Source organism: Acinetobacter sp. Ac_3412 (assembly GCF_013072675.1).
GTDB lineage: Bacteria > Pseudomonadota > Gammaproteobacteria > Pseudomonadales > Moraxellaceae > Acinetobacter > Acinetobacter higginsii.
On sequence record NZ_LXUJ01000009.1, the window covers coordinates 651621 to 664546 of the forward strand.

The 12926-nt window shown below is 41.3% G+C and carries 12 protein-coding genes; 7 read left to right on the top strand and 5 right to left on the bottom strand.

The genetic code is table 11. The annotated features are described in order from the left end of the window. Positions 1-9 precede the first annotated feature (9 nt). The 4 genes from cysW to A7P54_RS11270 all read right to left on the bottom strand — a co-directional run bounded on the left by cysW (position 10) and on the right by A7P54_RS11270 (position 3443). A complete protein-coding gene (gene cysW / locus A7P54_RS11255; RefSeq protein WP_005211524.1) occupies positions 10-894 on the bottom strand; it encodes a sulfate ABC transporter permease subunit CysW in 885 nt (294 codons plus the stop codon). Next, entirely contained in the window at positions 891-1724 is an 834-nt protein-coding gene (gene cysT, locus A7P54_RS11260; RefSeq protein WP_016164234.1) for a sulfate ABC transporter permease subunit CysT, read from the bottom strand. Before cysT ends, cysW begins: the two co-directional genes overlap by 4 nt. A 77-nt stretch (positions 1725-1801) precedes the next feature. After that, the gene (locus tag A7P54_RS11265; RefSeq protein WP_171549619.1) at positions 1802-2404 is read right to left on the bottom strand and encodes an alpha/beta hydrolase; all 603 of its coding nucleotides are present in this window, start codon (positions 2402-2404) and stop codon (positions 1802-1804) included. Positions 2405-2435: 31 nt separating this feature from the next. Continuing rightward, complete coding sequence (locus tag A7P54_RS11270; protein ID WP_004805737.1) at positions 2436-3443, bottom strand: sulfate ABC transporter substrate-binding protein; 1008 nt, start codon at positions 3441-3443, stop codon at positions 2436-2438. 252 nt (positions 3444-3695) lie between these two features. On the opposite strand from A7P54_RS11270, the gene pabC reads away from it, so the two are divergent. The 3 genes from pabC to tmk are packed head-to-tail and all read left to right on the top strand — an operon-like array spanning position 3696 to position 6188. After that, positions 3696-4508 (top strand): aminodeoxychorismate lyase, encoded by an 813-nt coding sequence (pabC, locus tag A7P54_RS11275; protein WP_005204850.1) that lies wholly within the window; start codon positions 3696-3698, stop codon positions 4506-4508. 1 nt (position 4509) lies between these two features. Continuing rightward, the gene (gene mltG / locus A7P54_RS11280) at positions 4510-5589 is read left to right on the top strand and encodes an endolytic transglycosylase MltG (RefSeq protein WP_171549620.1); all 1080 of its coding nucleotides are present in this window, start codon (positions 4510-4512) and stop codon (positions 5587-5589) included. Further along, positions 5589-6188 carry a dTMP kinase gene (gene tmk / locus A7P54_RS11285; protein WP_171549621.1) on the top strand — a complete coding sequence of 200 codons (600 nt, stop codon included), beginning with the start codon at positions 5589-5591 and terminating at the stop codon, positions 6186-6188. Before mltG ends, tmk begins: the two co-directional genes overlap by 1 nt. Before the next feature lie 205 nt (positions 6189-6393). On the opposite strand, the gene nadB is transcribed toward tmk, so the two are convergent. Then, positions 6394-8031, bottom strand: a complete 1638-nt coding sequence (gene nadB, locus A7P54_RS11290) for an L-aspartate oxidase (protein ID WP_171067759.1) — start codon at positions 8029-8031, stop codon at positions 6394-6396. A 371-nt stretch (positions 8032-8402) separates the two neighbouring features. Between nadB and A7P54_RS11295 the strand changes: the two genes are divergently transcribed. The 4 genes from A7P54_RS11295 to lepA all read left to right on the top strand — a co-directional run bounded on the left by A7P54_RS11295 (position 8403) and on the right by lepA (position 12901). Continuing rightward, the gene (locus tag A7P54_RS11295; protein WP_004805748.1) at positions 8403-9779 is read left to right on the top strand and encodes a Do family serine endopeptidase; all 1377 of its coding nucleotides are present in this window, start codon (positions 8403-8405) and stop codon (positions 9777-9779) included. Positions 9780-9900: 121 nt separating this feature from the next. Continuing rightward, positions 9901-10353 carry a thioesterase family protein gene (locus A7P54_RS11300; protein WP_005204830.1) on the top strand — a complete coding sequence of 151 codons (453 nt, stop codon included), beginning with the start codon at positions 9901-9903 and terminating at the stop codon, positions 10351-10353. A gap of 36 nt (positions 10354-10389) precedes the next feature. Continuing rightward, positions 10390-10920: a GNAT family N-acetyltransferase gene (locus A7P54_RS11305; RefSeq protein WP_005204828.1), complete on the top strand. Its 531-nt coding sequence runs from the start codon at positions 10390-10392 to the stop codon at positions 10918-10920. Positions 10921-11083: 163 nt separating this feature from the next. Further along, positions 11084-12901, top strand: coding sequence for a translation elongation factor 4 (gene lepA, locus A7P54_RS11310; RefSeq protein ID WP_005189899.1), 1818 nt, complete (start codon positions 11084-11086; stop codon positions 12899-12901). The last annotated feature ends 25 nt before the right edge of the window (positions 12902-12926 follow it).

Below are 12926 nucleotides of genomic sequence, written 5' to 3' on the forward strand. Positions count from 1 at the left end.
GTTTATTCCTTAGTGATTCGGCTGATGCTTATTTGCTTGCTCTTGACGTATTTCTAGCCATGTTTTCAAAATCAAAGTGATAATCGCTAAAAATGCCAGTAATGAAGACACAGCAAATGCAGCACTAAAGGTATATTCGTTATAAAGAATCTCGACGTGTAACGGTAAGGTATTGGTTTGACCACGAATATGACCTGAAACCACGGATACCGCACCGAACTCACCCATTGCACGGGCATTACACAGAATCACGCCGTAAATCAGACCCCATTTGATATTAGGTAACGTCACTCTCCAGAAGGTTTGCCAACCTGAAGCACCGAGTACAATCGCAGCTTCTTCTTCCTCAGTCCCTTGTGCTTCCATTAACGGAATTAACTCACGCGCAACGAATGGAACAGTAATGAAAATGGTGGCGAGTACAATGGCTGGTACGGCATACAAGATTTTGATGTCATGATCCATTAACCAACTGCCCATCCAGCCTTGTGTACCAAAAATCAGGACCAACATTAAACCTGCAATGACTGGCGATACCGAAAAAGGCATATCAATAATGGTGGTTAAAATGGCTTTTCCTCGAAACTGGAATTTTGCAACCGCCCATGCTGCTGCAACACCAAACACCACATTAATGGGTACTGCAATCGCGGCAGTGAGTAAGGTCAGTTTGACGGCAGATAAAGTATCTGAATCGGTTAAAGCATTGATATAAACGGTCAAACCTTGTTTAAATGCTTCAACAAAAACCAAAATCAGCGGTAGGATTAAGCAGCTCAGGAAAAAAATCAGAGCAACACCAATTAAGGTATAACGGACCCAAGTTGGTTCTCTGGTTGCATCTCTGGCTTGTAATTTAACTGCTAAAGCATTGCTATTGGTATTTAAGCTCATTGTGCAACTCTCCCTGTACGACGGCTAGCCCATGCTTGCACCAAGTTAATTAAAAATAAGATGCCGAAAGAGAGGACGAGCATAACCACAGCGATGGTGGTTGCGCCTGCATAATCATATTCTTCTAAACGAGAAATAATCATGAGTGGTGCGATTTCTGTTTTATATGGTTGGTTGCCTGCAATGAAAATAACAGAGCCATACTCGCCAACGCCACGTGCAAATGCTAAGGCAAAACCTGTTAGCAAAGCAGGAAACAAAATCGGCAAAATGATTTTGGTAATGGTTTGCCAGCGATTGGCACCTAGTGCAGATGCAGCTTCTTCTAGTTCAGTTTCAATGTCACTGAGTACAGGTTGTACAGTACGAACCACGAAGGGGAGACCAATGAAGATTAAAGCAAGTGTGATCCCAATCGGGGTATAAGCCACTTCAATCCCAAGTGGAGAAAGGTATTGTCCAATCCAGCCTGTTGGGGCATATAAAGAGGTTAATGCAATACCTGCAACAGCAGTCGGCAGGGCAAAGGGTAAATCCACCAAAGCATCGACAATGCGTTTGCCTGGGAAGTTATAACGCACCAGACACCAAGCCAATAACAAACCAAAAATAACGTTAACTAAAGCGGCAATCAATGCGGCACTAAAGCTAAGCTGTAAGGATTTTAAAATTCGTTCTGAGGTTAAGATTTCCCATAAGCCATCCCACCCAATCCCTAAAGATTTGATAAATACAGCAGATAAAGGAATAAGCACAATCAAAGACACGTAAGCGAGGGTGAAGCCTAATGAGAGACCAAACCCAGGCAGCACTCGGGAACGCTGCGACATGATATTTCCTCAAAGAGAAATGTTTGCTAAAACAAGCAAATAAATAATGCGAATACTAGAATTACGGAAAGCTGGGGTTAGGCAAATTTCAAATTAAAATTTGCCTGACTCATTCGGACGATAGGCTGCATCTTTTTTTCAGGTAGCAGGTAGTTCAGGATCTCAGGGAAAGGACCAAATCCAGAAACAACATTGATATGACCAACTGGACCTAAATTGATTGGTGTTAATTTCCATGCTTGCGCGAGTTGCAGTGCATCGACATAACCTAACCAAGGGTCATTTTCACTAATCAATAACGTGGTTGGCACTTCGATTTTCAGCTGCTGAAAATACTGTTTATAGTCAGTCAAGCTATGACGCGCAAAACCTGCTTCACCAAATCGTGCAGGGTTCGCAGGTGCAACCAAAATCAGATTTTTAACTTTTGCTCTGAGTTCTGGGTGTTCAGCCAGCGCAGCAACACTGGTTAAACAGCCAAAGCTATGTGCAACGATCTGAACAGGCGCTGGAGCGGCTGAAACAGTTTTAACAAATTGAGCAACCCATTCACTTAATACAGGTCGATCCCAATGTTGCTGTTGAACGCGAGAGCTAGACACGAGTTGCTGTTGTAACCAAGATTGCCAATGCTGCGTTTCGCTACCACCTACACCTGGAACAATTACGGTATGAATCATGTCCGCTCTCCCTATTTACCCGTTGAGTAAATTATTTCGTTGTGCTGTTGATCTTGACGATTTGGTCAAAGATACCGCCGTTATCAAAGTGTGTTTTTTGTACTTTGGTCCAGCCACCAAATTCTTGATCAATCGTTACCAATTTAAGTGGTTTAAACACGTTGCTGTATTTCTTTAATACCGCGGCATTACGTGGACGGTAGAAGTTACGTGCAGCAATCTCTTGTCCTGCTGGTGAATACAGGTAGTTCAAGTAACCACGAGCGATTTGCAAGTTGCCTTTTTTCTCAGCATTCTTTTCTACAACAGCCACTGGTGGTTCAGCGAGAATCGATAGAGAAGGGGTAACGATTTCGAATTTGCCCGGTTGTTCACGTACGGCTAGGTAGGCTTCATTTTCCCAAGCCAGTAATACATCACCAATACCGCGTTCAGCAAATGTTGTGGTTGCACCACGTGCACCTGAATCAAGTACTTTGGTTTGTTTATAAATTTGACGAACAAATTCTTGAGCTTTAGCGTCGTTACCACCTTTTTGATGTTTTGCCCAAGCCCAAGCACCTAAGTAGTTCCAACGTGCACCACCCGATGTTTTTGGGTTTGGTGTAATGATTTCCACACCTGGTTTAACCAGATCACCCCAATCTTTGATTTGTTTTGGGTTGCCTTTACGAACAAGGAATACAATTGTTGAGGTATATGGCGTAGAGTTGTTCGGTAATTTCTTTTGCCAGTCTGCTGGAAGTAGTTTTGCATTTTCAGCAATTTCATCGATATCTGCTGCAAGTGCAAGTGTGACTACATCTGCATTTAAGCCATCAATCACGGCGCGGGCTTGTTTACCTGAACCGCCGTGTGATTGTTTAAAGTCGATGTCTTGGCCAGTACGTTGTTTCCAGAACGTACCGAATTGTTTATTGAAATCTGTATACAGCTCACGCGTTGGGTCATAAGAAACGTTTAAGAATTCTTGTGCCGCGAATGAAGAAACTGAGAGTAATGCGGCAATGACGCCGACTTTAACTTGAGAAAAACGCATGGAAAACCCCTTAAAAACTAAATCACTGTTTGGAATATGTACGCAGCATAACGCCAGTTTTTTTGCAAAAAAAATAATTAAAATCGAATTTGTTATGAAAAAAATAGAAATAGATAAAACAGATAAGCTTTGCTGAATTATTGATATATAAGTGATTTTTAATTTTAGGTTTTAATTGTTATACTTATTTAAAATCAATGGCTTATTGGTTTTGGTGGTGCTGACTTAATAAAGTGGAAAGGTATCTAGATTATGCAGTGTTATAAAAATGGACAATTAATTGACTCCATCCCTTTATTAGACCGAGCTTTTCATTATGGCGATGGCTGCTTTACCACAGCACGTATTTTTCACGGAATTTTTGAACTAAAAGAACTACACTTTGCACGTTTAAAATTGGCATGTCAGTCATTACAGCTGGATGCAGATTTATCTTGTGTAGAAAAGTCACTTGTACAATTACAGCAGCAATATTCAAATCTCAATGGCACATTAAAAGTCGTGATTAGCCGTGGTGAAGGCGATCGTGGTTATAGTCTGCCATTACATGCGGCTGATGTGTATGTCTGGTATTACCCAAGAGTGACACAGGCTTTTCAGCCTGAGTGGATTGAAAGTGGCATGTTAAATCATGCTTTGGGTTTGAATATGCCGCATTTAGTAGGTTTAAAAACGCTGAATAGATTAGAACAGGTCTTACTCAAGCAAGAAGCTGATCAGCGTGGTTGGTTAGAAGCCCTTGTTAGTGATGTACAAGGTTATATTGTTGAAGGGGTGAGCAGTAATTGTTTTATTCGTATAAATGATCGATGGATTACGCCTGAACTTCGTTATAATGGCGTCCACGGTGTGATGAGAGCCAAAATCTTGTCGAGAATGCAGCAATATCAGATTGAATGTGAGCAGCGGTGTATCGATATGAATGAGATTGGCCATATCCAAAGTTTATTTTTTTGCAATGCGTTACATCCAATGAAAGCGGTTGTTCGATTTAATGATCAGGCCTTAGCGCAGCAACCCTATCTTGATTTATTTGAAACTTTAAAACTTAGCCAGATTGATTAATATGCCAAAGCCGCCAAATTCCAGCAAAAGTAAGAAAAAGCCCAAAGCGAAACCGAAATCTAGATTTTCTTTTTTTAAAGCCTTTTTGATCGCCATTGTTATTTTTGTATTGGCGATCTTTGGCATTGTATGGTCGAGTTTATTTAAAAATTACCCTGTAGACAGTAAAAAACAGCTTTTGGTGATTTCTTCTGGTGATACCTATTCACGCTTTATTGATCGTTTAGCCAAAGAAAATAAGGTGAATTTTCCAATAGTTTTAAAGCTGTATCAGAAGTTTATGATTCATGACACCATGAAAGCGGGCGTTTATGAAATTACAGAAGGCATGAGTATTCGTCAGGTGATGGATATGTTGTCTGATGCAGATAATGCACAGATGAACCGTATTCTAGTGATTGAAGGAACAACTTTTTCACAGTTGATTCAGAGTCTAAGAAAAGACCCAAATGTCACCAATACTTTGCTTGATCTTCCGCACAGTGAATTATTAAAACAATTAAATATCTCATATACGCACCCAGAAGGCCTATTTGCGCCTGATACTTACTTCTTTGCCAAAGGCGAGACCGATAAAAAAATCTTAACCGATTTGTATCGCCGTCAAATGAAATCGCTGGATGAGGCTTGGGCCAAGAAAGCACCGAACTTACCGTATAAAGATAAGTATGAAGCGTTGATCATGGCTTCGATTATTGAGAAAGAAACTAGCCTTGATAGCGAGTTAGAACAAGTTTCAGGTGTATTTGTCCGTCGTTTGAAAATGGGTATGCGCTTACAAACAGATCCAACTGTGATTTATGGTATGGGCGATAACTATAAAGGCAATATCACCCGTAATGACCTGCGTACGCCAACGGCTTATAACACCTATACCATTAATGGTTTGCCACCAACGCCAATTGCTTTGCCAAGTAAGAAAGCAATTCAAGCAGCGATGCATCCTGATGATGCCAAAAATATTTACTTCGTTGCCACGGGCAATGGTGGGCATAAATTTACCGCGTCTTTAGAAGACCATAATCGTGCAGTGCAAGAATATTTAACTGTGCTACGTTCAAAGAAAAAGCAGGGCGAATAATGTTTATTAGTTTTGAAGGGACGGAAGGTGTAGGAAAAACTACGCTGATTCGTAAAATTCATCAGTACTTTGAACAGCAAGGTAAAGAAGTGGTGTTGACCCGTGAACCAGGTGGAACACCATTGGCGGAACAGATTCGCTCCTTATTATTGGCGGTGAATCATGAAGAGCAAATGAGTCATGATACCGAGCTGTTATTAATTTATGCAGCGCGTGCACAGCATTTACAGCAAGTGATTTTACCTGCATTAGAGGCGGGCAAGATTGTGTTGAGTGATCGTTTTACCGATGCCAGCTTTGCTTATCAGTGTTCTGGACGTGGTTTAAGTCAGGAAAAGTTGCAACTGTTAAATCAAACCTTTGTGGCGAAAATGCCGAATATCACCTTTTGGCTGGATGCCCCAATTGAATTGGGCATGACCCGTGCGCGAGAGCGTGGAGCATTGGACCGTTTTGAGCAGGAGAAATTAAGTTTCTTTGCTAAGGTGCGTGCAGGTTATGAGACCTTATGGCAAGCAGAACCTGAAAGGATGAAGCGTTTGGATGCAACACAGAATACAGATGTTGTGTTTGAAGAAGCTTTGCAATATTTGAAATAAAAGCAGCTATATACTCAATCTGTATCATCTAAAAAGTTTGTGTGATGCTTTGGTTTTATTTCTTATGCCTTACTTTTCAGGGATGAAAAGTAACAAAAATCCTTTGTTGAGCTGACGGTACATCCTTGATACCGCAGCTCAACGGGCGACATCTCTGTCGCCTACCGCGATAGTAAATATTAACTAAGAGTCTTCTTTGAAAGTATCACTCATTCACCAACGGCTGTTCCACTTTAAAATTAGGTGGTGTTAACACTGTTTTACGAATCTCATTTGAAAGTTCAGGATAATCTAGCGTGTAATGTAAACCACGTGATTCCTTGCGTTCCATTGCACAACGTACAATCATTTCCGAAACTAGAACTAGATTACGCAATTCAATTAGATTCTTACTGACACGATAATCCTGATAATACTCAGTGATTTCACGTTTCAACATTTCAATACGGTGCAAGGCACGTTGTAAGCGTTTGGTGGTACGGACAATACCCACATAGTTCCACATGGTAGAACGAAGCTCATCCCAGTTTTGTAGGATCACGACATCTTCATCTGCATCTGTAACTTGCGTTTCATCCCATGTTGGAACATCAGGGAATTGAAACTCAGCATCAAATTTCTGTTCGATATCTTCTGCTGCACTCATGCCATAAACGAAACATTCAAGTAGTGAGTTACTCGCCATACGATTAGCGCCGTGTAGACCTGTATAAGAGGTCTCACCAATGGCATATAAACCGTCTAAATCAGTTTGGCTATGTTCATCTACCACCACACCGCCGCAGGTGTAATGTGCTGCTGGAACAACAGGGATCATATCTTTAGTGATATCAATGCCGAGTTCAAGTAAGCGCGCATATAGTGTCGGGAAGTGTTCAGTAATAAATTCGGGTGATTTATGGGTGATGTCTAACCAGACATGACGAATACCTAAGCGCTTGATTTCATGGTCGATGGTACGTGCCACAATATCACGTGGAGCAAGTTCAGCGCGTTCATCAAAACGCAGCATAAAACGTTCGCCATCTGGTAAGCGTAAATAAGCACCTTCACCACGCATCGCTTCGGTGATCAAGAACGAACGCGCTTTCGGATGATATAAACAGGTTGGATGGAATTGGTTAAATTCCATATTCGCCACGCGACAACCTGCACGATAAGCCATGGCAATACCATCACCTGTGGCAATATCAGGGTTTGATGTGTAGAGATAAGCTTTCATTGCACCGCCACAAGCCAGTGCAGTAAATGGCGCGAGGAAAGTATGCACCTGTTCATTAGCTTCATCTAAAGCATAAAGACCAATTGAACGATTGGTTTGATTTAGATGCCCAAGCTTGTGTAGGGTAATCAGATCAATTGCAATATAATTTTCAAAAATCGTAATGTTATTTCGTTCTTTAGCACGTTCAACCAAGGTGGTTGAAATGGCTTTGCCGGTTGCATCGGCAGAGTGAATGATACGACGTTGTGAATGGCCACCTTCACGGGTGAGGTGCAATTGTTCATCATCATCTAGCGTAAATTGCACGCCTTGCTTGAGCAGGAAATCAACGGAAGGTTTACCACCTTCGACGGTGTGTTTGACGGCATCTAATTCACAAAGATGACCACCTGCAATCATAGTGTCATTAATATGTTGTTGAATAGAATCTGTTTCGTCTAATACTGCAGCAACACCGCCTTGCGCATAGAAGGTACTGGCTTCCGTCAGCGCCGCCTTAGCTAAAATTGCAATGTTGTAATGACTTGGTAAAGAGAGTGCAAGACTTAAACCTGCACCGCCACTGCCCACAATAATCACATCAAAATGGTGAATTGTTTTTAAATCAGGCATGTCAATCTGCTTCAGTTTTAAACGTTCGCTAATGACACCGCTTTTTTATCAAAAAGGCAAGGGCTAATCTGCCTAGAATTGAGTGAATTTTTAGCGAATGCGATTTATTGCCGATTATTTTTTGCCTGATCTATATGAATGAGAAAATGATTACGTTTCAGTACATTGTTTTAATCTATCGTTAAGCTCTCCAAGATAAAACCATTTCTATCGGGTAAATTATGGTGTGTTTCTCCATAGTTTATTCACATTTCATCATTCTAGATCGTTGTATGCATTGAAAATATAAACATATTTTTACGAAAAGAATGATGGGTGTGTGCTAGAAATATAGACCTAAATTTCATTTTAATTATCAGTATGTAGGTTCTTGCTTCATGAAAAGTCGCTATTTACAACAAGGAATGTATGCTGCGGTATTTACGATAGCAGCATCTCAAGTCAATGCTGCATCGCCAGTAGATTTTTCAAATCTCGTTGAGCAGGTCAGTCCTGCGGTCGTGAGTGTCAATGTTGTTAAGAAAATGACTCAGGAAGAGTTATTACAGCAACAAGTCCCAGAAATTCTACGTCGTTTTTTTGGTAACCAAGTGATTATCCCTCAACAGCAGGGACCTCAAGAAAAAACGGCATATGGTAGTGCCTTCTTTATCGGGAAAGATGGCTACTTACTCACGAACCGTCATGTAATTGCAGATGCTTCACGTATCAGTATTACCTTAAATGATCGTCGTGAATTGGATGCGACACTTGTAGGAAGTGATGAGCGTACCGATATTGCATTGCTTAAAGTGAATGGCAATAATTTTCCAGAATTAAGAATTGGTAATGTAGATCAACTCCGAGTAGGCGAACCTGTACTCGCAATTGGTTCACCATTTGGTTTTGATTATTCCGCTTCGGCAGGGATCGTCAGTGCAAAATCAAGAAATATGAGTGGAGAAACTTCGGTTCCATTTATTCAAACTGATGCGGCTTTGAACCCAGGTAACTCAGGTGGTCCATTGTTCAACCAACGTGGTGAAGTGGTTGGGGTTAACTCACGTATCTTCAGTGGTACGGGGGGGTATATGGGCTTATCATTCTCGATTCCAATTGATGTAGCGATGGATGTCGTACAACAATTGAAAACGACTGGTAAAGTGACTCGCTCATATCTCGGTATTATGATGCAAGATATTGATCGTAATTTGGCAGAAGCCTATAAGCTACCGAAGCCAGAAGGCTCATTGATTACTCAAGTTGCGCCGAAATCGCCAGCTGAAAAAGCAGGTTTAAAATCAGGTGATGTGATTTTGAAAGCCAATGGTGCTCCAATTTCGCGTACCAGTGATTTATTGTATTCACTAAACCGGATTGCGCCGAACCAAACTGTTCAACTGGAAATTCTACGTGATGATAAAACACGTACAATTTCTGCAACATTGGGTACTGCACCAGATGACACTGCTGCTGATGCTGAGAAAAATAACCCAACCAGTGGTTTAGGCATGAGTATCCGTGATCTAACTGCAGCTGAGCAAGCGCGTTTAGATGTGCGTGGTGGTATCTTGATACAAGATGTGAAGCGTGGTGGTACTGCGTCGTTATCAAATCTGGTTGCGGGTGATGTGATAGTACAGGTGAATGGTACAGCGATTACCAATAGCCAACAGTTTGCAAAAACTGTTTCTGCCTTACCAAAAAATAGTGTTGCGCGTGTAACGATTATTCGCCAAGGTCAACGTGCAATCCTTGGATTACGTTTACCTTAATGATGGCATGAAGGTTATGTTGCTAAAACCACTCTAGATTAGGGTGGTTTTTATTTTGAAATACTTTCGTGTTTAGACTAGTGTAGCTAGCGGCACATTGTTTGATGAAGTATACAAAATTATGAGTACGATTTTTGATTTAAAAATACAAGTCCAGCCCAAGCATATCGATGTATTGGGTCATGTGAACAATGTGATGTACATCCAGTGGATGCAAGACGTTGCTTCAGCGCACATCGAAGCATTGGGTTTAGGTTTGGCACAATATTTAGAACTGAAACACGCTATGGTCGCGGTTGAACATCATGTTCAATACCGTAAGGCTGCACTGGAAGGTGAAGAAGTCATCTTGCGGACATGGCTAGATGATATTAATGCACTCTATTCATTCCGCCAGTATGCTTTCTATCGTCCTAAAGATCAGAGCATCTTATTTGTTGGTAATACCAAATGGGCATGTATTGAAATTGAGACAGGTCGTCCAAAGCGAATGTCGCCGAGTTTTACCCAAGCTTATCAGCCAATTGCAACCAGTTTAAATCCAATGGACTTTAGTGTGACCTATTTTGAATAGAAAGCATTAAGTTTCGACCAGATGAGAGAGTATTTGATGCAACCATTGAAGACTTTAGCAACAGAACGTTTGATTTTAAATAGCCTACATTTAGATGATACTGCATTCGTTCTCGATATGTTTTCAAATGCTCAAGTACTCGAATTTTATGATTTAGATGCTTTCTCTGAGATTGAACAGGCGGAAGCGCTGATTCATCGAATGCATCATCGTTATTGTTCAGCATCGGGCTTTCGTTATGCGATACGTTTAAAGACCGGCGAAATGATAGGTGGTTGTGGTGTTAATCGTATTGTTGAGGAGGAGGGTGATCATCGTGCGATTATTGGTTATGACTTACATCCGAACTATTGGGGAAATGGTTATATGTTTGAGGCGATTACAGCGATGTTAAATTTGATTCGAACCGAGTTGTTGTTTGATCGAAAAATTCGCCATGTAGATGCACAAGTCATGCAGCAAAACCTTAAATCACAACGACTGTTACAGAAATTAGAATTTCATCAAATTGAACCTGTGGTCGAAATGGGGCGAACTTTCTTGCAATTCCGATTGTCGTTATTTTGATATTGAGCTATTTGAGCCTAATGCTATACCGCATAAAACGTCTAGGCATAAATTTCTTTCGTCTTCATACCGAGCTTCTGTTATAATCGCGGGCAATTTTATTAAACCATTTGGCTCACTACTTTTTGAAAGTATAGGGCGTTCTATTTTGTTAAGGTAACCCATGGCGCAAGCTAAAAAATCCGTAGATATCAAAAATATACGCAATTTCTCGATCATTGCTCATATTGACCATGGTAAGTCGACTTTGGCGGACCGTTTTATTCAAATGTGCGGCGGTTTACAAGATCGTGAGATGCAGGCTCAAGTATTAGACTCTATGGAGCTTGAGCGTGAGCGTGGGATTACCATTAAAGCTGCATCGGTAACCTTGTATTACACACATCCAAATGGTCAAGAATATCAATTGAACTTCATTGATACTCCAGGGCACGTTGACTTTTCTTATGAGGTATCGCGCTCTCTAGCTGCCTGTGAAGGTGCGCTGTTGGTGGTTGATGCTGCTCAAGGTGTAGAAGCACAGTCAGTTGCAAACTGTTATACCGCGATTGAGCAGGGCTTAGAAGTTTTACCAATCTTGAACAAGATTGATTTACCCCAAGCAGAGCCTGAGCGTGTCATTCACGAGATTGAAGAAATTATCGGGATTGAAGCGACAGATGCACCTACTTGTTCTGCCAAAACTGGTTTAGGTGTTGAAGGTGTTCTAGAGCGTCTGGTTGACGTGATTCCTGCACCAGAAGGTGATCGTGATGCACCGTTACAAGCCTTAATTATTGACTCATGGTTCGATAACTACCTTGGTGTGGTATCGCTTGTTCGTATTAAACAAGGTCGTATCCGCAAGGGCGACAAGATGTTGGTGAAATCAACCGGCCAAACACATCCTGTGACTTCAGTTGGTGTGTTCAATCCAAAGCATACAGAAACTGACATCCTCGAAGCAGGTGAAGTTGGCTTTGTAATTGCAGGGATTAAAGACATTTTTGGTGCGCCAGTCGGTGATACCATTACACTTTCGAATACACCTGATGTTGCGACTTTACCAGGTTTTAAAAAGGTTAAACCACAGGTCTATGCAGGTCTGTTCCCGATTGACTCAAGTGACTTTGAACCATTCCGTGAAGCGCTGCAAAAACTACAGATCAATGACTCTGCTTTATTCTTTGAACCTGAGAGTTCAGATGCGTTAGGCTTTGGTTTTCGTTGTGGCTTCTTGGGTATGCTGCACATGGAAATCGTGCAAGAGCGTTTAGAGCGTGAGTATGATCTTGATTTGATCAGTTCTGCACCGACTGTTATTTACGAAGCATTAACCAAGAAAGGCGATATCATTTATATCGACAGCCCTTCAAAAATGCCAGATGGCTCAACAGTTGAAGATTTACGTGAACCGATTGCTGAATGTCATATCCTTGTACCGCAAGAGTATTTAGGCAATGTCATGACCTTATGTATCGAACGTCGTGGTATTCAAAAAGATATGAAATTCTTGGGTAACCAAGTATCAATCACGTTTGAAATTCCAATGGCTGAAGTGGTCATGGATTTCTTTGATAAATTAAAATCATGTTCGCGCGGTTTTGCTTCACTGGATTATAACTTCGTTCGTTTCGAGAGTTCAGCGCTGGTTAAGGTTGATGTTCTAATTAATAGCGAAAAGGTTGATGCCTTGGCAATGATCTGTCACCGTCAAGATGCACGTCATCGTGGTATTGCATTGGTTGAGAAGATGAAAGATCTGATTCCTCGCCAAATGTATGATGTTGCGATTCAAGCTGCGATTGGTGCCCAAATCATTGCACGTTCTACTGTAAAAGCGATGCGTAAAAACGTATTGGCAAAATGTTATGGTGGTGACGTTTCGCGTAAGAAGAAACTTCTTTCGAAACAAAAAGAAGGTAAGAAACGTATGAAGCAAGTGGGAAGTGTTGAGATTCCACAAGAAGCGTTCTTAGCTGTATTGAAAGTTGATCGATAAAAAAGATCAGGCTGGGGAAGCATGC